21 protein-coding genes are annotated in these 23340 nt (G+C 50.2%); 15 read left to right on the forward strand and 6 right to left on the reverse strand.

Annotation, left to right across the window (positions count from 1 at the left end; translation table 11 throughout):
• Positions 1 to 5: 5 nt before the first annotated feature.
• The 4 genes from AR333_RS01095 to AR333_RS01110 all read left to right on the forward strand — a co-directional run bounded on the left by AR333_RS01095 (position 6) and on the right by AR333_RS01110 (position 4315).
• Entirely contained in the window at positions 6 to 851 is an 846-nt protein-coding gene (locus tag AR333_RS01095; RefSeq protein ID WP_068773514.1) for a carbohydrate ABC transporter permease, read from the forward strand.
• A 44-nt stretch (positions 852 to 895) separates the two neighbouring features.
• The gene (locus AR333_RS01100) at positions 896 to 2314 is read left to right on the forward strand and encodes a PTS transporter subunit EIIC (protein WP_068773515.1); all 1419 of its coding nucleotides are present in this window, start codon (positions 896 to 898) and stop codon (positions 2312 to 2314) included.
• 17 nt (positions 2315 to 2331) lie between these two features.
• A complete protein-coding gene (locus AR333_RS01105) occupies positions 2332 to 3168 on the forward strand; it encodes a PRD domain-containing protein (RefSeq protein ID WP_068773516.1) in 837 nt (278 codons plus the stop codon).
• 151 nt (positions 3169 to 3319) lie between these two features.
• Positions 3320 to 4315, forward strand: a complete 996-nt coding sequence (locus tag AR333_RS01110; protein ID WP_068773517.1) for an acryloyl-CoA reductase — start codon at positions 3320 to 3322, stop codon at positions 4313 to 4315.
• 497 nt (positions 4316 to 4812) lie between these two features.
• Here the strand turns inward: AR333_RS01110 and AR333_RS01115 are convergent, their stop codons facing one another.
• Positions 4813 to 6051 carry a serpin family protein gene (locus AR333_RS01115; RefSeq protein ID WP_068773518.1) on the reverse strand — a complete coding sequence of 413 codons (1239 nt, stop codon included), beginning with the start codon at positions 6049 to 6051 and terminating at the stop codon, positions 4813 to 4815.
• 275 nt (positions 6052 to 6326) lie between these two features.
• On the opposite strand from AR333_RS01115, the gene AR333_RS01120 reads away from it, so the two are divergent.
• The 3 genes from AR333_RS01120 (at position 6327) to AR333_RS01130 (ending at position 8410) form a co-directional block, all read left to right on the forward strand.
• The gene (locus tag AR333_RS01120; RefSeq protein WP_068773519.1) at positions 6327 to 6518 is read left to right on the forward strand and encodes a hypothetical protein; all 192 of its coding nucleotides are present in this window, start codon (positions 6327 to 6329) and stop codon (positions 6516 to 6518) included.
• A 120-nt stretch (positions 6519 to 6638) separates the two neighbouring features.
• The gene (locus tag AR333_RS01125) at positions 6639 to 6914 is read left to right on the forward strand and encodes a hypothetical protein (RefSeq protein WP_068773520.1); all 276 of its coding nucleotides are present in this window, start codon (positions 6639 to 6641) and stop codon (positions 6912 to 6914) included.
• A 173-nt stretch (positions 6915 to 7087) separates the two neighbouring features.
• Complete coding sequence (locus tag AR333_RS01130) at positions 7088 to 8410, forward strand: DRTGG domain-containing protein (RefSeq protein ID WP_068775078.1); 1323 nt, start codon at positions 7088 to 7090, stop codon at positions 8408 to 8410.
• On the opposite strand, the gene AR333_RS01135 is transcribed toward AR333_RS01130, so the two are convergent.
• Together AR333_RS01135 and AR333_RS24860 are read right to left on the reverse strand one after the other, a co-directional pair.
• Positions 8407 to 8703 carry a YtpI family protein gene (locus tag AR333_RS01135; RefSeq protein ID WP_068773521.1) on the reverse strand — a complete coding sequence of 99 codons (297 nt, stop codon included), beginning with the start codon at positions 8701 to 8703 and terminating at the stop codon, positions 8407 to 8409. The two genes, AR333_RS01130 and AR333_RS01135, sit on opposite strands and share 4 nt — an antisense overlap.
• A gap of 174 nt (positions 8704 to 8877) precedes the next feature.
• Positions 8878 to 9030, reverse strand: coding sequence for a hypothetical protein (locus AR333_RS24860; protein WP_172798781.1), 153 nt, complete (start codon positions 9028 to 9030; stop codon positions 8878 to 8880).
• Positions 9031 to 10215: 1185 nt separating this feature from the next.
• Between AR333_RS24860 and AR333_RS01140 the strand changes: the two genes are divergently transcribed.
• From AR333_RS01140 to AR333_RS01150, 3 genes are read left to right on the forward strand one after another with little or no spacing between them, the layout of a single operon-like run.
• Positions 10216 to 11952: a sensor histidine kinase gene (locus AR333_RS01140; RefSeq protein WP_172798782.1), complete on the forward strand. Its 1737-nt coding sequence runs from the start codon at positions 10216 to 10218 to the stop codon at positions 11950 to 11952.
• A complete protein-coding gene (locus AR333_RS01145) occupies positions 11949 to 12572 on the forward strand; it encodes a response regulator transcription factor (protein WP_068773523.1) in 624 nt (207 codons plus the stop codon). Before AR333_RS01140 ends, AR333_RS01145 begins: the two co-directional genes overlap by 4 nt.
• A gap of 50 nt (positions 12573 to 12622) precedes the next feature.
• Positions 12623 to 13561 carry a polyprenyl synthetase family protein gene (locus AR333_RS01150; protein WP_068773524.1) on the forward strand — a complete coding sequence of 313 codons (939 nt, stop codon included), beginning with the start codon at positions 12623 to 12625 and terminating at the stop codon, positions 13559 to 13561.
• Positions 13562 to 13576: 15 nt separating this feature from the next.
• On the opposite strand, the gene AR333_RS01155 is transcribed toward AR333_RS01150, so the two are convergent.
• From AR333_RS01155 to AR333_RS25230, 3 genes are all read right to left on the reverse strand, one after another.
• Complete coding sequence (locus tag AR333_RS01155) at positions 13577 to 14110, reverse strand: hypothetical protein (protein ID WP_253735776.1); 534 nt, start codon at positions 14108 to 14110, stop codon at positions 13577 to 13579.
• Positions 14111 to 14112: 2 nt separating this feature from the next.
• The gene (locus tag AR333_RS01160) at positions 14113 to 14445 is read right to left on the reverse strand and encodes a YtrH family sporulation protein (protein WP_068773526.1); all 333 of its coding nucleotides are present in this window, start codon (positions 14443 to 14445) and stop codon (positions 14113 to 14115) included.
• A gap of 390 nt (positions 14446 to 14835) precedes the next feature.
• A complete protein-coding gene (locus tag AR333_RS25230) occupies positions 14836 to 14913 on the reverse strand; it encodes a putative holin-like toxin (RefSeq protein ID WP_268893085.1) in 78 nt (25 codons plus the stop codon).
• A gap of 219 nt (positions 14914 to 15132) precedes the next feature.
• Here AR333_RS25230 and hisC point away from each other — a divergent pair, with 219 nt between their 5' ends.
• The 5 genes from hisC (at position 15133) to AR333_RS01185 (ending at position 23287) form a co-directional block, all read left to right on the forward strand.
• The gene (hisC, locus tag AR333_RS01165; RefSeq protein ID WP_068773527.1) at positions 15133 to 16188 is read left to right on the forward strand and encodes a histidinol-phosphate transaminase; all 1056 of its coding nucleotides are present in this window, start codon (positions 15133 to 15135) and stop codon (positions 16186 to 16188) included.
• 41 nt (positions 16189 to 16229) lie between these two features.
• Complete coding sequence (locus AR333_RS01170; protein WP_068773528.1) at positions 16230 to 17423, forward strand: pyridoxal phosphate-dependent aminotransferase; 1194 nt, start codon at positions 16230 to 16232, stop codon at positions 17421 to 17423.
• Between the two features lie 162 nt (positions 17424 to 17585).
• The gene (gene dnaE, locus AR333_RS01175; protein ID WP_068773529.1) at positions 17586 to 22016 is read left to right on the forward strand and encodes a DNA polymerase III subunit alpha; all 4431 of its coding nucleotides are present in this window, start codon (positions 17586 to 17588) and stop codon (positions 22014 to 22016) included.
• 120 nt (positions 22017 to 22136) lie between these two features.
• On the forward strand, positions 22137 to 22640 hold the full coding sequence (locus AR333_RS01180; protein ID WP_068775079.1) for a phosphatidylglycerophosphatase A: 504 nt from the start codon (positions 22137 to 22139) through the stop codon (positions 22638 to 22640).
• A 458-nt stretch (positions 22641 to 23098) separates the two neighbouring features.
• Positions 23099 to 23287 (forward strand): glutamate decarboxylase, encoded by a 189-nt coding sequence (locus AR333_RS01185; RefSeq protein ID WP_068773530.1) that lies wholly within the window; start codon positions 23099 to 23101, stop codon positions 23285 to 23287.
• The last annotated feature ends 53 nt before the right edge of the window (positions 23288 to 23340 follow it).

The following is a 23340-nucleotide window of genomic DNA, read 5'->3' on the forward strand; positions in this document are numbered from 1 at the left end:
TTTGCATGAGCTATGGACTTAAAAATCCGTTCTGGCGTTTTGTCGTCAACCTGTTGTTGATTCTGTGGTCCATTATGGTGCTGTATCCGCTTATCTGGACCGTATTCGGATCGCTGAAAGACAATCAGCAGTTTTTCCTGGGCAATCCCTGGGATCTTCCGAAATTGCCGCTTCTTTTCTCTAACTTCAGTTATGTATGGGAGAAATATCAGTTTGGCGGTTATTTCATGAATTCGATTATCGTTACGGTTGCAAGTGTTGTGCTGGGGCTTGTGTTGTCCGCCATGACGGCCTATGTTCTGGCCCGCTATGCTTTCAAGGGAAGCGGCGCGCTGTACTATCTCTATATTGCTTCCATGATGATCCCGATGTTCCTGGGTATGATTCCGCTGTTTTTTCTGATGAGTGATATGGGATTGACCAACTCCCTGCTGGGCCTTATCATCGTATATACAGTATCTACCATCCCCTTCAGCGTCTTCGTGCTTGTCGGCTTCTTCAAGACCCTGCCGTCGGAAATCGAGGAAGCCGCAATGATGGATGGAGCTTCCCATTACGGTATCTTTTTTCGAATTATGATGCCCCTCGCCAAACCCGGACTAATTTCCGTCAGTATTATCAATGTCCTGAATACTTGGAATGAATATATACTAGGTGTTGTCCTGAACAGCGAACCTTCCAAATACACGCTGCCTGTCGGCATAGCCGTTATGCAGGGAGAGATGCAGTACAGGACCGAATGGGGTCCGCTGTTCGCAGCCCTGCTCATTTCGATGGTGCCCGTTATGATCTTCTATCTTATATTCCAGCGTCAAATAGCAAGCGGAATTACAGCAGGTGCGGTGAAATAAGCCGTCACCTTGCTTTCCGTATATGACCAAAAAGGTGATATCACATGCTGCATACGCTTCAAAAAATCGGCCGGTCTCTCATGATTCCGATAGCCGTCCTGCCGGCCGCCGCAATTTTGCAGCGGCTTGGCGCTTTTACTTTTGAGAATCCGTTTCTTGTCTATATCAGTAAAATATGCGATGCAGGCGGCAAAGCCATCTCCGACAATTTGCCGCTGATGTTTGCGATCGGCATTGCAATCGGGATGACGTCGGGGCAAGGCACGGCCGCACTGGCCGCAGCAGTCGGATACCTCGTGTTTATCCGGGTACTGGCATCTTTCGAAGATGTGCCCGTGGATTTGCATCTGGATATGGGGGTCCTCGGCGGAGTTATGACGGGGCTCATTACGGTGATGCTATTTAACCGATTTCATAGCATCAAGCTTCCGGATTACCTGATGTTTTTTGGAGGCCGCCGTTTTGTGCCGATTATCACATCGCTTGTCATGGTCGTGATGGGAGGACTGATGGGTCTGGTCTGGCCGCCCGTTCAGGATGTGATCCGAAGTGCGGGCCTCTGGATTGTGGAGGCAGGCGGTATCGGTGTGTTTATGTACGGATTCCTGAACCGGCTGCTCCTGGTTACCGGACTGCATCATATTCTCAACAGCGTGGTGTGGTTTCAGATCGGCGAATACGTTACCGGACCAGGGAGTATCGTCCATGGGGATATGACCCGTTATAATGCGGGGGATCCGACCGCGGGCAGCTTCATGAGCGGGTTCTTCCCTGTTATGATTTTCGGACTGCCTGCAGCTGCTTTAGCGATGGTGAAATGCGCCCGTCCAGAGAAACGCAAACGTACGGCAGCTCTTATGTACAGCGCCGCTTTGACTTCGCTTCTTACTGGTGTGACAGAGCCGCTGGAATTTTCATTCATGTTCGCGTCTCCTTTGCTGTATGGTGTACATGCGCTGCTAACGGGGCTTGCGATGGCATTCATGTATGCCGTAGAGATCAGAATGGGATTCAGTTTCTCGGCAGGAATTATTGATTTAGTGTTGAATTGGAAATTAAAGGAATTTCCTTGGGCGTTTTTAGGAATCGGGGTTATATACTTCTTGCTCTATTACGGGCTGTTTATGCTCCTGATCCGCTTATTTCATCTGAAAACGCCAGGACGTGAAGAGGATTTCCCTGAGCTTACACCGGTAATAGCCGCAGATAGTCCTTCGATGGACGAGAAGCGGATTTCCGCCATTGTAGAATGCGTGGGGGGAATCGGCAATATCATTAAAGTAGACTCTTGTATTACCCGGCTCAGATTATGGCTGGAAACGGATCAGGGAATAGAAGAGGACACGCTCAAAGAGCTGGGGGCATTCGGCATCATGAATATGGGTAAGGGACACGTTCATATTATTTTCGGCACGGAATCAGAGCTAATTAAAGACTCTATTGCCAGACGATTGACTGCCTGAAGGGGAGGAGGCCATTTATGATTCAAAGGAAAATCATTTACGTGCTTTCTCACAATGTGGTCATGACCAAATTATCCACTGGCAAAAATTCGATTGCATTCGGTAAAGGAATCGGATTTAAAAAAGAGCCTGGCATGACGATCCAAGATTCGGATATCACACAGGAATTCCTGCTGCAAACTTCTGAGGTTCTGGAGCATTATGAACATATTCTTCATGCCGTTGATGTTAAAATTATCGGGATAACCGAGGAGGTCATTGCGTTCGCCCAGGGACATCTGGAAGGGGAATTCTCCGAAACCATCCATGCGGCGCTCGTCGATCATATTAATTTTGCCGTAGAACGCTGCAAGAGGGGCGTCCAAATCGGTAATCCTTTTGCTTATGAGATTAAACATCTGTATGAAGAGGAGTACCGGATTGCAAGCAGAGCGATCGACTTTCTTAATGAACACCTGGATGTTAAGCTTCCGGATGATGAAATCGCTTTCCTTGCGATGCATTTCCATACAGCCCGTACCAAGCTGGAAAAAGGGACGGCTCTGGCCGTTGTAAGACTGGTGGCGGATGTCATTGAGCGTGCCAAGGAGCTGGGGCTAGACTTTGACAATTCCTTCTCGACCGTTCGTTTTATCTCTCATTTGAAAGCGCTAATTGACCGGATCAAGCAGGAGAAAACGATACGCAACCCGCTGCTTGGTAAAATTTGCGAAGAATACCCGCTTGCTTTTCAAAAGGCGGTGCTGCTCGCGGAGCTGCTTAAGAAAAACTTGCAGAAACCGATTCCGATGGATGAAATCGGCTTCCTGGCGCTGCATTTGGAAAGGCAGATGCAGCGTTCTGACATGGGCTAGCAGGCATCGCTGCTTCGCTGCTGCCGCCCGGAAAGTATGGGACACGGAAACGGACAGCCTCATATTTTCTGGACGGATTCAGCTGGCCTCACTCGGGCGGATGCATAACCGGCGAAGATAGAGTAAGATCGGAATGAGGAGGGATGAGTTTATGCAAGATTCTTCATTTCGTGCTTTACATGCTGAACTTAATGCCGCTGGAGGCATTTCGCTGGGGATAAGGGAGATGACTGTTGGCGAGCTTCCTGCGGGAGAGCTGCTGGTGAGAGTAGCTTATTCGGGTGTTAATTTCAAGGATGGACTAGCTTCACAGCCCGAAAGTCATGTTGTCGCAGCTTATCCCATGATACTTGGAATCGATCTGTCCGGTACCGTGGTGTCCTCGGCAGACCCACGGTTTAGCGAAGGTGACCAGATTCTGGTCACCGGCTATGGGCTGGGCACCGGACATTTCGGCGGCTACAGCGAGCTGGCCCGCGTGCCGGCGGATTGGGCGGTGCCGGTTCCCGGCGGCCTGTCCCTGAAGGACGTGATGGCCCTCGGCACCGCAGGCTTCACAGCCGCTCTCTCCGTGCAGCGGCTCGAGGACAACGGCCTGCGCCCGGACCAGGGCCCCGTGCTCGTCACCGGGGCGACCGGCGGCGTGGGCGGCAGCGCCGTATCCATGCTGGCGGGCCTCGGTTACGACGTAACCGCCAGCACGGGCAAGAGCTCCGAGCACGCGTATCTGCGCGCACTCGGAGCTAAGGATGTGCTGCCGAGAGAAACCCTCTCGGCAGAAGGGAAGGCGCTGCGCCGCGAGCAGTATGCGGCAGCGGTGGACCCTGTGGGCGGCGCGTCGCTTCCGTACGTGCTGAGCACAATCCGGTACGGCGGCTCTGTCGCCCTCAGCGGGCTCGCCGGCGGCGGATCGTTCCCCGCCACCGTGTACCCGTTCATTCTGCGCGGCGTTAACCTCTTGGGCATTGACTCTGTCAATTGCCCGGCGCCTCTGCGCAGGAAGATCTGGGAGCGGCTTGCGGGCGACCTTAAGCCGCGAGGCCTTGCAGACATGATCCAGCGGGAAATCACGCTGGAGGAAGTGCCTGCCGCGCTGGAGGACATTCTCGCGGGCCGCATGCGCGGACGCGCCGTAGTGCGGCTGTAACGCAGGAAGTGCCGAGGCGCTTGGTCCGGCTCTTCTGTGTTGAATCGCCGCTTCTGGGACATGCCCTGTTTTTCCTGCATTGAATTGCCGCTTATAGGACATGTCCGGCTCTTCCTGTGTTGAATCGCCGCCCTCTGGGACATGTACGCGGCTTCCGCTTTACATTGCCGCTTGCTTGCAGGATGTTCCTCTCTTCCGCGTTGTTTCGCTGGTCAGCTCGGCTCAGCGGATGCGAGAGCCCGCTGCGTTTACAGCTTTCTTGAGGGCAGCATACATCCGGATATAGCGGGATATAGCCGATATAGCTGTATGAGAATGAGAGCTGCAGCGGGAAGAAGCAATTGCAGCCATGTGCAGACTAGTATGCGCAGTGGGTTGCGCTCTGTGCAAAGGACCTGCGCATGATCCTATCAACACACAAGCCGGCCGCCTAAGTTTCAGGCGGCCGGCTTTTTGGATTGGACTGATATCGAGGGAAGGTTTTATAACAATAAATTCTACGGCTCTACAATCGATCCTACAAACAGCCACGCGCCTGTCTGGCGATCCTCAATCGCGATGAAGAACGGACGGTCCACTTTCAAGTCGAAAGGATCCCGGGGCGGATCGAGTGATACCTTTTCTACACCGACAACGGTTGCAGCCGCAGCTTCTGTGCCCTTCTCATTCACTTCGATAAAGCTTTTGTGCGTGACCTGTCCGATAAACAAGTTTGGAGGCGTGGCAGCAATTCGGCTAAGATCAGCTTGGAGAGGATCGAACGGAATTTTCATTCCCATTTTCTCCAAGCTTTCAATAAGTGATTTTCCATACTCGGCTTTAAAGCGGGGTATGCGGATTTGTCCGGAACTTTTCTTGAATGGCTTCTGAAGCTGAGAAGGATCTTGCCATATCTTCTCCTGCAGAGCCTGGAGCGTTGATTGTTCATCCGGCAGTACGACCAGCAGATCCATCTGCCCTTCCCCATAAGGCAGTCGTACGGCTTCATAATCCTCTGTTTTCACATACTCGTAAGAGCCCTGCTGAGACATCATTTTAACGGTTTTTGAGGAACCGTTCTTCTTTTTGAATAAATCATCTTTTGTATCTGCTGTACGAAACTTTTGCGTCCATCCGCCCTTGAAGTAAACGGCATTAACCAGAAACATGACATCACTGGGGTTTACCTGCGCGAGCAGATTCGGAATTTTCTCTTTGGTCTGCTGCTCAACCCATTTGTTGATGGTCCGGACTGTCTTGTCGGAATCGCCAAAATCCAATTCTTCCGCTTTAGCCCCGTAGTAGGTTTTATTGGTGTCGAGAAAATCTTTTTTGAAGGAAAAATCTTTGCGAAGCCACATTGAATTAGCTATATGGACGTCTACGCCTTTTCCCGTTTTTTGCAAAAGAGTGTTCAAGGTCTGATTTCCCCGATTAATCTCGTCATCGCTCATTCCCTGCCAGCCCAGTACCGAGGCAATTTGTTCTTTGGTAGTGCCGCTGCTGCCGTTGTAGGTCATGCCCAGCGCCATGGAGATGCTGAGAGGAGAAAGCAGCAAGTTGACATCGGGGTCCTGGAGAGCGAGCTGCTTATGAATCTGCAATCCAAAAGTGTTCGCTGCCTTCACTACTTTTATATCGAGATTGGAGGCTGTCTCCTGACGTTCTTGTACAGATATTCGGGGCTGGGCCGACAGGGAACAGGAGCTGAGCAGGCTGATGACAATGAAGCCCGCTGCCAGTTTAGTGAATGTCAAAATGATCTAACCCTCCATTATTGTGTGAGTGTGATGTACATGCTTAGACGCGGCTTTTCTGGTAAATGTTTCAATAAAGATAGTTTGGAAAAGGCTCTTTCATATACACAGCTTCTGTAGCGGTGACTGTAACAGCCTGTATACATACATACCGGTTATCCGTGTTCATCTGTAAAAGGGGAAAAAGCAAACGGAGAACCTACTCTTTTTGTTATTCCAAATTCTTCTATAATCAGACTTAGCCGGTCACTTCAAATAGAAAAGGGGTTTGACGCATGTTTCCTCATTATTATTTTCTGGAAAAAGAAATGGAGCAGCACAATCGGGATCGAGACCGCAAGCTTCGTGATTACAATCGGATAGGCAGATTTCTTCATGCTAGGCGTCAAAAAGAAACCGGGACAGCGGATCAGATGAAGGATATGCATACGAAAGATGTACCAACGAAATCCAGACCCGTCTTATAAATCGGGACTTGAGCGCCTAAGGAAACATCATATATCCCCGAAGCCCGTCATAGGATGTACAGATAGGCAGCGTGTCCTCATCCGGATGCGTAACTGTTAATCTCAGGGGGAGTGTGGACCATGAAAGGATTAAAAAACGTCATTTATATGAGTCTGGCGCTGGGAATGCTGCTGTATTCCGTGCCGCAGCTTAACATCGGAGAAGGGTTTACCCTGCCAACGGTCGCCGGAGTGGTTTGGATCTGTTTTGCACTGCTGGTCATCGCAGCTCATCTGCATGAGCTTCTGGGTGTCGACGAGGAAACGCGTCAGGACCTGGTCCGTGTCAAGCGTATGAAAAGATGGCAGAACGAGCAGAAAATCCAAGGGAAAAAACAGCTGGGGCTTCGGAAATAACAGGGAACTGCCTTATGTTTCGGGTTTACTTAGTCCGGTATGACCCTTTATTTTTCATAAAAAAGGAAATGGTGCCGCTCTGAACTTTTCGTTTGGTTCGTGTTCGTCTATAATGATACTAACAGACTAATACAGAGAACCGGACGGGGGTAATACAGTTGGATGAAACCGGAATGGAGACTTTAACCAAGCATGAGCAAATTCTCCGTTTTATAGAAAGCTTGAAGATAGGCAGTAAGATCAGCGTCCGCAAAATTGCCGATCAGCTGGAAGTCAGTGAGGGGACCGCTTACCGCGCCATTAAAGAAGCCGAGAATCAGGGGCTTGTCAGCACGAAGGAACGCGTGGGTACAGTAAGAGTCGGCAAGCGCGAGCGGCGCAACATCGACAAGCTTACCTTCGAAGAAGTGGTGAATATCGTAGATGGTGAAGTGCTGGGCGGCATGAACGGCCTAGATAAAACGCTCCATAAATTTGTCATTGGAGCTATGGAATTAGACGCGATGCTTCGCTATGTGGAAGCGGGCTCTCTGCTTATCGTGGGCAACCGGGAAGAGGCCCACGAGATGGCGCTTCAGCATGGGGCGGGGGTGCTGATTACGGGAGGATTTCATACGAGCCAGGAAATGACGAAGCTGGCCGATAAGCTGGAGCTTCCAATTATTTCGAGCAGTTATGATTCGTTCACAGTGGCTTCGATGATTAATCGAGCTATCTATGACCGGCTGATCAAGAAGAAAATTCTTCTTGTTGAAGATATTCTTACATCGAACCCGCATGTGTTTGCGCTGAAGTCGAACAGTACGGTCAAGGAATGGCGGGCGCTTGTGGAAGAAACGGGACACAGCCGCTTTCCGGTTACGGATGAGTGGAACCGCGTGATTGGACTTGTAGCGCCGAAGGATATGCTGGGGGCCGAATCCGATCAGACGGTGGACCGTTTAATGACGCGCAACCCGCTTACGGCGGGTCCTCTTACTTCGGTAGCTTCTGCAGCCCATATGATGGTCTGGGAAGGCATCGAGCTGCTGCCTGTCGTGGATGGTAACCGCAAAATGCTGGGGATTATCAATCGGAACGATGTGCTTAAAGCGATGCAGTACATTCAGAAACAGCCGCAGAATGGCGAGACATTCGAAGATTTGATATGGGGAAGATTCGAGGAATTCCGGGATGAGCAGGGCAATGTGGTGTTCAAGGGTACGATTACTCCGCAAATGACCAATCATCTGGGAACCGTATCCGAGGGTGTTTTGACGACACTCATGACAGAGGCCGCTTATCGTGTGGTACAAACGGTAAAGAAAGGCGACCTTGTCATGGATAATATGTCTACTTATTTCATTAAGCCGGTTCAGATGGAAAGCGAGATCCAGATCCGCCCGAATATTCTGGAGGTGAGCCGGAAGTTCGGTAAGATCGATGTGCAAATCTATCACGCCGGCACTTTAGTATGCAGAGCGATGCTGACGGCTCAATTTATAGACGGGGTTTAACGGGACATCCGGTTAAAATAAGCATAATTGCGAATTCCGGCAAATAAATTAAAGAGGCCAAGCAGCATGCAGACCGTACCGAAAACTCGGCGTGTGGCCGTGTCGGACATAAAGAAAAGCTGCGTAATGGCAATGACGATAAGCATCAATCCCATGCTGATGTTCATCAGAGCGGTATTGATGCCCTTTTGTTTCGGATCGGTTTGACGGCGAGAACGGAAGCTGAAGATAACCGAGAATAGAAGCGTAATGAAGATCAGGACAGATAATGCAATTTGTATCGTTTCGAGCATCTAATAAAATCCCCCTATTGAGCGTTTTGCTTTAACTGTACCGACTTTCCGGGCAAAAAGCAACGAAGCCGGGGCCTTGTAGGCAGCCGGCTCTATCCATAAAAGAAGGAAAGAAATTTATTAATGTAGAACTATGAACTGACAAGGTTCAATAAACGACTTCATAACAGCATTCTAAGCAGGATAGTTTTTTATCTCTAGTTTCTTTTTTAAACTTTCCCAGGAGGAGTTGAGCTGTACATACGGTACCTCGACTGCTTCAAATTTTTCAACTAACGCGTCCTTAAGCAGATCCTCAAAATGGCTATCGAATTGATACTGGGTCATAAAGAACACTCCTAAGCTCTAAACTATGGATAATATTGTATACTTTTATATTATCTTTAAAAGCTTACATATTCAGCGCAATTTTGTTTCGCTACCATGCAAATTCATCTGCACTCTTGTGCAACCGGATAAACATGGTATGGGGTTATATTTTCCTATCATATAGGGACACAATTAGGTCCTAATGTCTCAAAGTATGTAGTTAGACTTAAAGGATCGGGTTGAATGCGCATTTTCTGCTGCGTTTGAGCGCAAATTCAAGGTTAGGGGCAAACAAAAAAGATTGCGTATCCGTAATTAAGCGGATAGGCAATCTTTTTGTTTTTTGCTATGATGTGGATAGGTTTACCACATTAAATATCTAACTTCTGGCTTCTCGCTAATTACGGCTTTCTGCAAGGATGCCACTTCGAGTTTAGACAAAGATGTGGAGGATGAGGATACCGAATTGGAACTTACTGCTTCTTTGACCGCTTGCTTAAGTTCACGGGACCATAGTACTGCCGTTTGCATGACAGACACCTCTCTTTAAGAAGGATATATAACTTATTTCCTATATTACCTTAAAATCTTTCACTCGAAAAGGCGGATTTTATGAAAATCAATAAAAAATGGTTGATCTTGTTTTTATTAGTCATCATCTTCCTGCAAATATGGAGCTTAAGAGTAGCTTATCGCTATCCCTATTTAGGTATTTTGCTTGAACAGAATGCAAATAAACAGTGGTATATCTCACAATTAGAAAAAGTAAGTATAGGGGACCGGATTGGTTTTCACACTAAAGATATTATTCTAAGTATTGATGGAAAAGAACCTGCAGAACATTTTACAGTTAAAAAATATTACAGTATAGAGCAGGCCGATGAAATTAAAATTCTTCGGGACGGTAAAGAATTATTGTTTGTAACAAGAGATCATGCCACCTCAATGACTATTGATATTCTTTCTTTATTAGGTGAAATAATTGCTTTGTTATTCGCTTATTTCTTGTTCAGCCGACAATCTAATTCGAAATCAGCCTTTATGCTCTCCGCTGTATTTCTTAATATTGCTCTTATATTTATGTGTTTAGGAGCGTCCATTCGAATAGATATTTTGGCGAAAGGGATGATAACAAGTTTAGTGGCTTGTCTGCCCTTTGTATTTTTACATTTCTTAATTACTTTCTTTAAAGAGAAATCTAGTTTGAATATATCTACTAAATTCATGAAATATGTCTATATGACCTTAACATTATCTTCTTTCCTTCAATTGGGCATGTTTCTGCCGGACATTAATATCGGGTTCTACAAAACAATTTATTACGGAACGATGTTTATATTTGTAATCGGGTTTTTACTGAATATATATTGGCTCGGCTATCTCTACAATAAATACCGCAAAACAAATGATTACTTATTTACGGTTATCAAAACGGTCATCATAGCGCTGACGATTTCATTCTTCCCGCTCGTTTTCCTGACATTCATCCCAAGAATCGTATTCCAGCAGGAATTAGCTTTTTCCTACTACAGCGGTTGGTTTGTACTCGTATTTCCAGTCGTTTTCGGTTATCTGATTATGTCCAAGCAGTTGTATGACTTGGATATTATCCTAAGAAGAATTTATTCCACAGCCGTTATTTCGATTCTTCCGAGTGTTGTGCTGGTTGCTGTGAACTACTTTATTTTCCAGAAAGATGCCAGCGTCAAGCATTTGGTAATCAGTTTCACTACGACCATGGTTGTCCTGACCTTCGTTACTTACTCCCTGGAGTATTTTGCGACGAGGCTGGAGAAGATCATGTTCCCTAGGAAATATCACTTGCAGAACTCGCTTAAGAAAATTGCCACAGACCTCGGCAGCATTACCAATTTCCGTGAGTTAAAAGACATTGTTCTCGTGGATATCGTCGATACGCTGCAGGTATTCGGGGGTGCTATCGTCATTCAGTACGCATCCGGAAATCTGGAAATTATCAGCGAAGGAAACATTGACGAGAAGGAAGTTAAACGGCGGTTTATTTCGAATGACTGGTTTGACTCGGAGTATACGAGAACGTTAATCAAGGGTCATGAGGAGTATATTTCCTATCTGGTTCTGACTAAGAAGAAGACGAATACGTTTATGAACCGGGAAGAAAATCAGTGGCTGAATTTGATTATCTCATATTTATCCGTCAGCCTGGAGAATTTGTATCTGATCCGCAAGCTGAACATGAAACTGCTGGAGCTCGCATCCGAGCTTCCTAATCAGGAAGGCTCTTCCGATTATGTCTGGTTCCGTAAAACGATGTTCGATCTGCAGGAAAAGGAACGTACCCGGATTGCAACCGATCTTCACGACACGACTATGCAGGACATCTTTTTCGTCCAGAGGAAGCTTAAGAATCTGCAGAAGCAGATGTTGAATCCGGATGACCACCGTCTGCTCAAAGATATTTTGAATCATCTGGAGCTTATTAATATGAACCTCCGGCAGTGCTGTTTTGAACTGAATCCGTATTTGCTCAAGAACATAGGACTTGTCCGTGCGCTTCAGAATCTGGTAGATACGGAGTCAAGCATGGGAGACTATGAGATTCAGTTCAGCACAGAGGGCAAAACAACGGCTATGGAAAATCTCGATTATGATGCCAAACGCCATATTTTCCGGGTGATCCAGGAGTTAATCACGAATGCCAAGAAGCATTCACAGGCCAGCAGGTTGTTCATCCAGCTGCGTGCAAGCGGAGAGGAAGTTGTTATCCATTACGAAGACGATGGCGTTGGCTTTCAGCAGGAACTGGCAGGACGCAAAACAGTTGGCCGTTCGGGCATGGGCCTGGAACAGATGAAAGGCCGTGTGCTGCATTTGAACGGTAACTTTCGAATGGACACCATGTCAGGCAAAGGCGTCGAGGTTACGATTCACATCCCAATAAAGGAGGGCTTACTGACATGAATAATATACAGCAGATCCTGATTGTAGATGACCACCCCGCCATGGCTTACGGGACGAAATTCATTCTTGAGCAGGAAAAAGATATTCAGGTTGTGGGTGTAGCTAACAGCGGGGAAAGCGGTATCGAAATGATGATGCAGCTGAAGCCTTCCATTATTTTTCTCGATTTTCACCTGCCGGATTTAACAGGGATGGAAGTCGCAGTCAAGATGAGGGAAATAGATGAAACGATTCAAATTGTTATTTTCACGGGAATTGATTATATGCCGATTCTGAATAATCTGCTCGATCTGGGTGTATGCGGCATTATGTCCAAAGATTCAAGCGAGGAGCAGATCCGCAATATGATGCGTTCTTTAAAAGAAGGCCAGACGGTTATTCCTATATCGCTGCTGCATCAATTACGGCTGAGCCAGCCGGAGGATGATATGTCGAGTTTGACCGACGAGGAAATCAATATCATGAACCAGATTGTAAAAGGGGCGACCAACGAGCAGATTGCCGATGAAATTCATATGAGCAAGCGTTCCGTAGATAACTACGTGCGCAAAATATATGATAAGTTCGGAGTGAAATCACGCGCCCAAGCCATCGAGAAATTCATACAGATGAAGCGTTAAGCGTTAGAGTATAGAAGCGACATATCTACAATCCGAAAAGGCGGTGCCGCATGAAGGCGGAAGTTTGGAGCGAGATCCAGAATCTTATCGAAACGCACTTTCCCATAGAGTCTTTACGTCTCTTGATGAAGAAAAGTGTGGAGGACAAGCGGGAGGAGCAATCCATCTGGGGGGAGTTAACACTCGGCGCACATGATTTGCTGGGCGGGAATCATCCCGCTATTCACCGGGTAGCTGCACTTACGGAGCTGATTCTTCTGGCACTGGATATTATGGATGACCTGCAGGATCAGGACAATACAGCCAAACCTTGGATGAGAATTCCGCAGGAACAAGCCTTGAATATCTACACCGGTTTTGTAACGGCTTCGATCTCGGAATTAGGGGCTCTGCGCCTGCGCTATCCGGGAAGCCCTCTTCCCGATCCGGCTCAGGTCGGGCGGTTTATAACCGAGGCGATCAACGGGCAGCATCTGGATATTACTTGCGCGGCTCAGAGCGAAGAGGATTATGTAGATATGGTACAGCGCAAATCGGGTGCATTGGTGCAGCTTGCTCTTTATTTGGGCTATACCTGCACCCTTGGCGGCAGTAATGAAGAAACGGTTAGCCAATTAAACCTGCTGGGTCTTTATACGGGCTTGATGGCGCAGCTGGACAACGACCTGAGCGATTTGCTCCGTTTTGACTATAAGAACGATATTGTCCAGAAGAAACAGACCATTCCCGTGATGTTCTTGCTGGATGAAGAGGAAGAGGGCTCCCCTTGGATCCGGCAGTATTACCAGGGCGAAATCGACCAAGAGCAGTTTTTGAAGCATAAGCCGGAATGCGTGGAGTATATTTATGGCTCCGGCTGTATTGAATACACGCGCACCATACAGAACTTATATCTTCACCACGCGGACGAGCTGCTGGCGGAAATACCCGCACTTGCTTCTAACAAAGAAGCATTCCGGCAAGTCGCGCTGGCGCGTTTTGAGCTGTAGTCCTCAGGAAGTTGGTTAGAAGGAATCGCCTCCCGGCGCGTTCGTGCCTTTGTCTGGCGCGGGCAGCTTCCTGGGCTCTTCTGCCGTAATCCACACTGTAAGCTCCGATTGGACAAGTACCATTGATTTCACGTTGACGATATAATCTTTATCGACGACCCCGTAATAGGTCTTGTTCGTGATGAGCCTCTCATACAGTTGGGGGGAGTCCCTGATTTCCCCTACTTTTTGCCCCTCCACAATCTTTAAATCTCTTTTGACCCGGTCTTCAATCGCTTTCTCTACATGACTTTCGAGCGGATGCTGAACACTGTTGTATAAATGAACAGTTACGTGCGTAATGAGTCCCTGTTTGTTTCGGAACTTATTCAAGGATTCGATGTCCAGCTGCAGCTCACTGTTTTCTTTACGCAGATTTAAATTATCGATGACCAGTACATTGTAGGTATGATGGTACAGGCTCAAGAATACGGCGCTGCCTACAATTCCTCCGGATATGAATAGTCCGAGACCGGATAGAAGCCGGGGGAACCGGTTGAAATCAGGCATTCTCACGGCTGTCCGCCCCCCTTGCAGATCAATTGGATAAGAGAAGTTCCGGAATGTGCGCCGATGTATGCGCAGATAATCAGCAGAATCTGTTTAATGGCAGGTGACAGCTGGCCGTCCTGGAAATTATCCTGTATCATCCGGATCGGATCAATTGTGCCGCCGATCGCGGCAACCATGGCCCAAATCTTGATGTTCTCGGCAATCAGCTGCATTTTATAGGTGGGAGGTTGAAGCGAGAGGACGGAGCCGATTCCCGCCAGCATGCTGCCCCCCATGACTACTCCGAAGGCAACGCAAAAATTCATAATAGCAGCTGTGACAAAGCTCGTCACGGGATTCCCTTCTTCCTTTTGACCGGCAGGGCGGTTGTGATAGTTGCTTGTTTGATCTAGTCTATGAAGCTGAGAAATGAAATATGAGAGAGAGAAGCAAAAAGATTACTAGAAATTCAGTTGGTCTAATAGAAAGAAGCAAGGAAGAGGTTAGACTGCATAGGGGTCACTAGGACAAAGCGGCTGTATCATTAGACCTAGTGGGTTATTCCACCCCAAGCGCTGCTATGCTACAATAAGAGGAAACGTTCCGGATAGCCGTCGCGGCTTCCGGGCACACAAAATCCCGCAGACGTGCCAGCGTCTGCGGGAGAGGATACAATAGACTGCCCCCGGGCATCGGTTTACGGGCCGGATAGACCTACTTGCTCCTCTGGAGTTCAGGGAGGTCTATTTCTTTTTAACATAGGTAAGGAGGGCAAGAATAAACATGCCGAACATGAACATGAGGGTCATGGTATCCTTCATATCCAAAGCGCGCACCTCCCTTCTTGAAGCGTGTTATTCGCCTCGGAGGCCGACTCTATTGTTCACCCAGTATAGCATGAAAACATATACAAACATATGTTCCTATAGGATTATTTTTCTTCTTTATCCGGTTAAAGTTTTTGCTAGAATCTCTAACGAATTGCGCTATACTAGATTAAAGTGAAACATGCAAACGGCCTAGGGAAAGAAGGGATCATTGTGTACGCTAAACCGCATATCCGCGAGCTCGCGCCCTACATACCCGGCTTTCAGCCGGCTGCAGATCAGCAGGTCATCAAGCTGAATTCGAACGAGAACCCGTATCCGCCGTCTCCGCGGGTACAAAAAGCGCTGCAGACATTCGATTATTCCCTGCTGCGCCGCTATCCGAATGCAACGGCCGAATATGTGAGGGAAGAGCTGGCTTCTCTTTATAACGTGAAGCCATCACAGGTCTTTTGCGGGAATGGATCTGATGAAATTATCGCCCTGTTGTTCAAAGCATTCCTCCCGGAAGAAAGTACAATTGTACTGCCATACCCTACATATTCGCTGTATAAGACGGCAGCCCGCATTCACCGGGTCCATTCTGAGTTTGTGGCGACCTATGCAGATTTTCGGGTGGACATCGAAGCTTTGCTCGCCGTGCCTTCCGAGGCGATAATTCTCGTTAATCCGAATGCGCCTACGGGACTCCTTCTCCCTGTTGAGAGCGTTACGGAGCTCGCCCGGCGCTACAAAGGTCTGCTGATCATTGATGAAGCGTATATTGATTTCGCCGATGGGGCGGCGACAGCCTTACCGCTCATTCATGAGCATCCGAATGTGATCGTTATCCGCACGCTGTCGAAATCTTATTCCTTGTGCGGAATCCGGTTTGGCTATGCTTTCGCAAATGCGGACCTGATTCAATCGCTCGACAAGTGTAAAGATTCCTACAACGTAAGTATGCTTACGCAGACGATTGCCGCTGCGGCTTTGCGGGACCAGAGCTATCTTGCCGGAACGGTCCGGCGCCTGAAGGAATCCCGCCGGGAATTGATCGGACAGCTGCGCTGCCTGGGTTATTCCGCTCCGGATTCACAAGCGAATTTCGTCCTCTGCACACCTCCGGCTTCCAGGGGCTTAACTGCCCGTCAGATTACAGCGAGACTTGCCGAGCAGCACGTCTATATCCGTTATTTCGATTCTCCCCTGTTGGAGGACAAACTGAGAATCAGCATCGGAACCGAAGAGGAGAACGAATGTCTGCTTCAACTTTTACGTTCCATGTAACTTCGCAATGAAAATATAAGGAATTATGGAGGTTTACCCGAATGACTAATCAAGGCGCAATATCAGCGAAGCTGGCGGACCAGCTTGAGAAAGGTTCATGGATTCGGAAGCTGTTTGACGAAGGCAAACGTCTCACTGAAATTTACGGAGCGGATGAAGTATTCGATTTCTCTCTGGGCAATCCTATAGTAGAACCCCCGGCGGCTTTCCGGCAAGCCCTCCAGGATACGATTACGGATGAGCAGCTCGGCAAACATCAATACATACCCAATCAAGGACTGCCGGCTGCCCGGCAAAAAGTCGCGGAGTATCTAAACAGCCGTTACGGCGGTAAGATCGTTCAGGAGCATGTGGTCATGACGGTCGGTGCCGGAGGCGGATTGAATGTCGTGTGCAAAAGCCTTCTTAATCCGGGAGACGAAGTGATCCTGCTGACGCCTTATTTTGTCGAATATGACTATTATGCAGACAATCATGGAGGCATCCCTGTCCATGTTGCTCTCACAGATGATTTCAGCATCGACACGAAGCGGGTTGCGGAAGCTATCACGGCGCGTACACGGGCGATTATCGTCAATACACCGGGCAATCCTACAGGCAAGCTGCTGTCGCAGCAGAACTTGAACGAACTGGGCGATGTGCTCAAAGCAGCCGAGAAGAAGCACGGTTCTCTTCTGTATCTCCTCTATGACGATCCGTACAGTCAGCTTGTGTATGATGCGGTACCGCCTAATCCGTTTGAAGCGTACCCGCGCACCATTCTCATCAGCTCCTTCAGTAAGGATCTCGGGATAGCCGGTGAGCGTCTGGGATATGTCGCGGTGGATTCTTCCGCCGAGAATGCTGCTTTGCTTGCGCAGGCCTTCGTGTTCAGCAACCGGACGCTCGGTTTCGTCAATGCACCGGTTCTTATGCAGCGTGCTTTAGCGAGAATGGAGTCATTGACAGTGGAGCAGAATGAATACCGCAAACGCCGGGATTTGATGGTAGCGGTTCTTCAGGAAGCGGGCTACGAGTTCGATGTGCCGCAAGGTGGCTTCTTCATCTTCCCTAAGACACCGATTGCGGACGATGTGGAGTTCTGCCTGAAGGCCGTGCAGGATCACAGACTGCTTATTGTCCCGGGAAGCGGATTTGGACGGGGAGGACACTTCCGTTTGTCCTACAGCGTTCCTATCCGTCAAATAGAGCGTTCGGGTCCTGTCTTCAAAGCCGTGCTGGATTCTTACCGTTAGGATCAAGTCTTATTTAAAATGGTTATCAGAGTATAATTGCGCCGCCTGCCGGGATGATCTCGGCGGGCGGTTTTTATTACGGGGAGTAACCCGAACGCATTTTCGCCTTTTTGAAAAATGTGATAGAATAGAAGAAAGGAAAGTTTCGGAGGAGCCGCCATCATGAATTCATTCGTCCATCTGCATGTACATAGTGAATACAGCCTGCTTGACGGCGCCGCACGCATCCACGACCTGGTGGAGACGGCGTCTCAATTTGGCATGAAATCGCTCGCCCTGACGGATCATGGTGTCATGTATGGGGCCATTGCTTTTTATAAAGCCTGTATAGCCAAAGGCATCAAGCCGATCATCGGCTGCGAGGCTTATTTTACCGAGGGATCGATCCGTACGAAAGGGACTAGGCAGGAACAGCCTATCTACCATCTGATTCTTCTGGCTCGCAATATGCAGGGCTATCAGAATCTGATGAAGCTTTGTTCGATCGGTCATTTGCAGGGCTTTCATTATAAGCCGCGGATTGATCATGAGAATCTGGCGAAGTATTCGGAAGGATTACTCTGTCTCAGTTCGTGTTTGGGCGGAGAAGTGTCCCAGCATCTGCTGCACGACCGTAAGGAACAAGCGAAGGCGGCCGCTGAGCGTTACCGGTCTATTTTCGGCGAAGACTTCTACCTGGAAATTCAAGACCACGGCTCCATCGAGCAGAAAAAAGTGATGCAGGGCATGATCGAGCTCAGCAGGGATACCGGCATTCCCCTCGTCGCTACCAATGATGTCCACTATGTCAGGCAGCCGGATCATGTCGTACAGGATGTCCTGCTGTGTATTGGAACGGGCAAGACGGTGGATGATCCGCAGAGGCTTAAATTTGAGACCAGCCAGTTGTATCTCAAAAGCGAAGAAGAGATGCGCAGTCTGTTCGCCCACGTACCGGAGGCGCTGGACAACACCGTCCTTGTTGCGGATAAGTGCCGGCTGGAGCTGGAGTTCGGCAAATCGGTCCTGCCGCGTTTTCAGCCGATACCCGAAGAGCTGACCGCGGGTGAGTATTTGAAAGAGCTGTGCAGAGCAGGGCTTGCCCAGAGGTATGGAAGCCGTGATGGCTGGCAGGACGAAGAAGGGGAATACCGCAGGACTCTTGAAGACCGCCTTGCTTACGAGCTGCGGGTCATCGAGAGCATGGGATTCTCCGATTATTTCCTGATTGTATGGGATTTTATCCGCTTCTCGCATGAGAACGGTATTCTTACCGGTCCCGGACGCGGTTCTTCCGCAGGAAGTCTGGTTGCCTATGTGCTCAGAATTACGGATGTAGATCCGATCCGCTACAAACTTCTCTTCGAGCGGTTCCTGAACCCGGAGCGGATTACGATGCCGGATATCGATATCGACTTTAATGATGAGCGCCGGGATGAGGTTATCGATTATGTAGTGGCCAAATACGGCCAGCAGCATGTAGCCCAGATTATTACGTTCGGAACTATGGCGGCCAAGGCAGCCGTCCGCGATGTCGGACGTGTGCTGAACGTTCCTTACAATGAAGTGGACCGGGCAGCCAAGATGATTCCGGGACAGTTGGGAATGACACTGGAATCTGCGCTGAAGGTTAACCCCGATTTGAAGGAGCTGGCTGTCAAGCAGCCTAAGACGGGCGAACTGCTGGATATGGCGAAACGTGTCGAAGGGATGCCTCGTCACGCTTCGACACACGCCGCGGGAGTTGTCATTTCGCGCGAACCGCTTACGCATTATGTCCCTCTGCAGGAAGGGACCGGACAGACTCCGCTGACCCAATATTCCATGGAGCATCTCGAAGCGATCGGACTGCTGAAGATGGACTTCCTGGGACTGCGTACGCTGTCCATTATTGAACGCACGCTCCGTTCTATTGAGGAGCAGGAGGGATTGCGGCTGGATCTCGCCCAGCTGGATATGGATAATGATCCCCTGACTTATGAACTGCTTAGCCGAGGGGAGACCACTGGAATATTCCAGCTTGAGTCTCCAGGTGTACGGCGGGTACTCAGGGATTTGAAGCCTTCCGGCTTCGAAGATATTGTATCTGTGGTTGCACTCTACAGGCCGGGCCCGATGGAATTTATACCGCGCTATATTGAATGCAAGCACGGTTTGGCGGAGCCCCAAATACCGCACGAGGCACTGGTGCCTATTCTCCAGGATACGTACGGTATCATTGTATACCAGGAGCAGATCATGCAGATTGCCTCGGCAATGGCCGGGTTTTCACTTGGAGAAGCGGATCTGCTGCGCCGGGCGGTTTCCAAGAAGAAGCGCGAAGTTCTGGATGAGCAGCGTGCGCATTTTGTGGAAGGCAGTCTGGGGCAAGGGTTTACCGGTGACGAAGCGAACCGGGTCTACGATATGATTGTCCGTTTCGCCGATTATGGATTTCCGCGCGCCCATGCTACCGCTTACGGTGTGTTAGCCTTTCAGACGGCTTATTTAAAGACTCACTATCCGCGTCATTTTATGGCTTCAATGCTGACAGCGGTAGTGGGAAATCACCGCAAGACAGCGGAATATGTCGATGAATGTCGCCGGATGAAGCTTGACGTACTGCCTCCCGATGTCAATGAAAGCGGAGTGAATTTTACTCCCGTTGCCCTTAATCCGCGCAGGCTCAATGAATCGGATGAACATACAGCAGCAGAGCCTTCGGCAGAAGAGGGGAACAAGATCCCGGTATCGTCTGCCAGTGAGGCTGGGCAATCCGGGGGAGCCAGTAGTGCTGGACCGGACGATCACAATGGCCGTGAAGCAGAGCGTGAAGGACTTCAGGCGCGCAGCACTATTCAGCGGGAGGGAGGCGGTGGAGCTGCCTCCGCTCCTAAAGGGGCAATCCGTTTCGGTCTCGCAGCTATCAAGAACGTAGGAACGAATGCAATAGAAGCTATTCTGAAGGAAAGGCGTCAGAAGCCTTATGAAAGCCTGCTTGATTTCTGCAGGCGTGTAGATTTGCGTGTGTGCAACAAGCGCGTAATTGAGTGCCTTATTCAGGGGGGAGCACTGGATGAACTCCCCGGGCACCGTTCGCAGTTCATAGCGATGCTGGACGATACGGTAGAGGCAGCTTTGAAGTGGCGCAAAGAGCGGGACGATCTCCAGCTTCACCTGTTCGGATTCGTGGAGGAGCCGAACTGGGAAGTGGAGATACCCGACGTTCCTCCTCTGACCCGCACCCAGCAGCTGGAATACGAACGGGAGCTGTTAGGGCTGTATATTTCGGGACACCCGCTGGATGATCATGAAGATTTGCTCAAAGAGCTTGAAGCGGACCCGCTTCACTATTTGCAGGACTACGCCGATCACAGTGAGGTGATTGTCGCAGGGATGGTCGTAACCAGTAAGACCATTGTGACCAAGAAAGGCCAGCCGATGGCTTTTATGGATCTTGAGGACCGCATTGCGAAGGTGGAAGTCGTGCTTTTCCCGGAAGTATGGAAAAAGCATGCTCCCCTTGTGCAGAAGGGCAGCGTAGTGCTTGTCAAAGGCAAACTTCAGCTGCAGGACGAGGATCCGCCGAAGCTTCTGGCCGAAGCGCTCTGCGCGCCCGATGATCCGGCTGCGCGCCGCTGGCAGCGTCGTCAGATGCGCCCGGGCGGGCAGCAGTCCGGAGGCCCGCAAGGACCCGGCCGTAAGGGTGCAGGCCAGACGCGGCAGGGCCCGGCGGAGCAGCAGGTTGCGGGCAGCGGAGCCGGCAGGGCCCAGGCAGCCTATGACGGCAGCGTACGCAGCGGAGCGAACCGCAGCGAGACTCCGCGGACGGATGCCCGGGGCGGAGTGAACAGCGCGGAAGGGCCTCGAAGTGATGCGAGAGGCGGAGTGAACCGCAGCGAGACTCCGCGGACGGATGCCCGGGGCGGAGTGAACAGCGCGGAAGGGCCTCGAAGTGATGCGAGAGGCGGAGTGAACCGCAGCGAGACTCCGCGGACGGATGCCCGGGGCGGAGTGAACAGCGCGGAAGGGCCTCGAAGTGATGCGAGAGGGAGAGTGAACCGCAGCGAGACTCCGCGGACGGATGCCCGGGGCGGAGTGAACAGTGTGGAAGGACCTCGAAGTGATGCGAGAGGCGGAGTGAACCGCAGCGAGGCGCCGCGCAGTGATATGCGAGGATCCGCCGGTCGCAGCGAAGCACCGCGCACGGAGGCGCGAGGCACCGCTCAAGGCGGCGCAGGCAGCGTGCACGAGGCCGGTGCACCGCAGCGCAGCCGCTATGCCGCCAGCGGCCCTGACCGCGCTGCCGCACCTCGAACCGGTGCGGAGCGTACGTCCGCCTCAGGGAAGGCGGACCACACGTCTGCCGCTCCCGCTCACCGGGAGCGGGCGAGCACACCCGCGGCCAGGCAGCGGGTGTACGTGAAGATTGCGGCTCATCTCGAAGAGCCGCAGAAGCTTGTGAAACTGCAGGAGCTGCTGCAGCTTCACAGCGGCCCGCTCGAAGTCGTGCTGTTCTACGAGCGGACCCAGCGGCTGCTTGCACTGAGCGCGCAATACCGCGTGAAGCCGTCGCCGGATTTGTTCGCAGCTGTTGAACAAATCATGGGTAAAGATTGTGTCAAAGTGAAATAAACATTTCCCTCCCCGAATAAAATGGTAGAACCCGCTGAAGGCTGCCGCTTGTCCCGAGATGGAGCCGAGGGCGGGGGATGAGGGAGGGATGCAGGCGTGAATGCGACACTGGTGCTGCATATGCTGGAGAAACGCGGCGTTAAGGCTGATGATATTGCCGGAATCGTATACCAGCTGCAAAAGCCTTATAACGATGCCTTAACCCTGGAGACATGTCTGGAGAGCGTCATGACGGTGCTGACTAAGCGTGAAGTGCAGTACACCCTGCTTACCGGCATCGCACTGGATGAGCTGGCAGAGCGCAGACTGCTCCCTGAGCCGCTTCAGAGCATTCTGGACGCTGACGAGCCGCTGTACGGAGTGGATGAAACGATGGCGCTTGGAATTGTTCATGTGTACGGAATGATCGGTCTTACCAGCTTCGGTTATCTGGATAAGCAGAAGTCCGGCATTATCCGTACATTGAATGATCATCCGCAGCAAATCCATGTTTTCCTCGACGATCTGATTGCGGCTCTGGCGGCGGCGGCTTCCGCGAGAATCGCCCATCAGAACCAGCCGGCATCCTGCTATCCCGGAGAAGGGGTGGAAGATGGACCCGGTGGAGCCGTCCTCGGATTATAGCGTATTTTGTCGCTGCGCTGCTATTAAGAAGCGGTGCCCAAGCAAGTTGATTATACCCCGGTACGTATAGTTTTTCTTTTAGTGCAGGAGAGAGGTTATATAAAGGTTTGAAACCAACCGGGCTATACGAGAGTATATAGCAGAGTAGAATCCTTCTGCATTCTTGAGGTGCTCAAGAAATCCGGAGACTTCGGCACAGCCTTCGGGTGTGAGGAGTCTCTTTTTGCCGGATAAGATTGTGGGTTATGTCGTCCCTGCATGGCAGTTGGCTGCGCTGAACCCGTTCTCAAGCCCGATGAAGTAAACAACCCTTCCTTGCGGTAAAAAGAAAGGTTGTGTTATCATTATTCCATTGTATAGACTTGTGAGAACGGAAAGTCGTTTTAAGCGCGCTGCAGCGCCATCGATTGGTGGGCATTCATTTATAACCCGGGCAATCTTGAGGAGGTATATATTTCGTGTGGACCGTGATTTATATCGCCCCCACTCCCAAAATCGCGGAGCGTATTCAACAAAGCTTGTCGGAGGAGGGTTTTCTGGTCCAAATCCGGGCGATCAACATGACCAAAAACCAGTTTGAAATCGTGGTTCCTGAGGGTGAAGTGGAAGAGGTACAGGAAGTGCTCAACACCATTTTACATCGCTGACCGCAGCGGCTGCAGGGGCGTTATTGAACAGACGCCTGCATGATGAATAGCTG

The sequence above is a fragment of the Paenibacillus sp. FJAT-26967 genome (assembly GCF_001541095.1).
Taxonomy (GTDB): domain Bacteria; phylum Bacillota; class Bacilli; order Paenibacillales; family NBRC-103111; genus Paenibacillus_F.

Excerpts from the sequence above, each read along its gene's own strand:
- AR333_RS01180 (WP_068775079.1), top strand. The coding sequence starts at position 22,137 with ATGCTGGAGAAACGCGGCGTTAAGGCTGATGATATTGCCGGAATCGTA.
- dnaE (WP_068773529.1), top strand. The coding sequence starts at position 17,586 with ATGAATTCATTCGTCCATCTGCATGTACATAGTGAATACAGCCTGCTT.
- AR333_RS01095 (WP_068773514.1), top strand. The coding sequence starts at position 6 with ATGAGCTATGGACTTAAAAATCCGTTCTGGCGTTTTGTCGTCAACCTG.
- AR333_RS24860 (WP_172798781.1), bottom strand. The coding sequence starts at position 9,030 with ATGACCCAGTATCAATTCGATAGCCATTTTGAGGATCTGCTTAAGGAC.
- AR333_RS01170 (WP_068773528.1), top strand. The coding sequence starts at position 16,230 with ATGACTAATCAAGGCGCAATATCAGCGAAGCTGGCGGACCAGCTTGAG.
- AR333_RS01120 (WP_068773519.1), top strand. The coding sequence starts at position 6,327 with ATGTTTCCTCATTATTATTTTCTGGAAAAAGAAATGGAGCAGCACAAT.
- AR333_RS25230 (WP_268893085.1), bottom strand. The coding sequence starts at position 14,913 with ATGAAGGATACCATGACCCTCATGTTCATGTTCGGCATGTTTATTCTT.
- AR333_RS01125 (WP_068773520.1), top strand. The coding sequence starts at position 6,639 with ATGAAAGGATTAAAAAACGTCATTTATATGAGTCTGGCGCTGGGAATG.
- AR333_RS01110 (WP_068773517.1), top strand. The coding sequence starts at position 3,320 with ATGCAAGATTCTTCATTTCGTGCTTTACATGCTGAACTTAATGCCGCT.
- AR333_RS01145 (WP_068773523.1), top strand. The coding sequence starts at position 11,949 with ATGAATAATATACAGCAGATCCTGATTGTAGATGACCACCCCGCCATG.
- AR333_RS01130 (WP_068775078.1), top strand. The coding sequence starts at position 7,088 with ATGGAGACTTTAACCAAGCATGAGCAAATTCTCCGTTTTATAGAAAGC.
- AR333_RS01150 (WP_068773524.1), top strand. The coding sequence starts at position 12,623 with ATGAAGGCGGAAGTTTGGAGCGAGATCCAGAATCTTATCGAAACGCAC.
- AR333_RS01105 (WP_068773516.1), top strand. The coding sequence starts at position 2,332 with ATGATTCAAAGGAAAATCATTTACGTGCTTTCTCACAATGTGGTCATG.
- AR333_RS01135 (WP_068773521.1), bottom strand. The coding sequence starts at position 8,703 with ATGCTCGAAACGATACAAATTGCATTATCTGTCCTGATCTTCATTACG.
- AR333_RS01155 (WP_253735776.1), bottom strand. The coding sequence starts at position 14,110 with ATGCCTGATTTCAACCGGTTCCCCCGGCTTCTATCCGGTCTCGGACTA.
- AR333_RS01100 (WP_068773515.1), top strand. The coding sequence starts at position 896 with ATGCTGCATACGCTTCAAAAAATCGGCCGGTCTCTCATGATTCCGATA.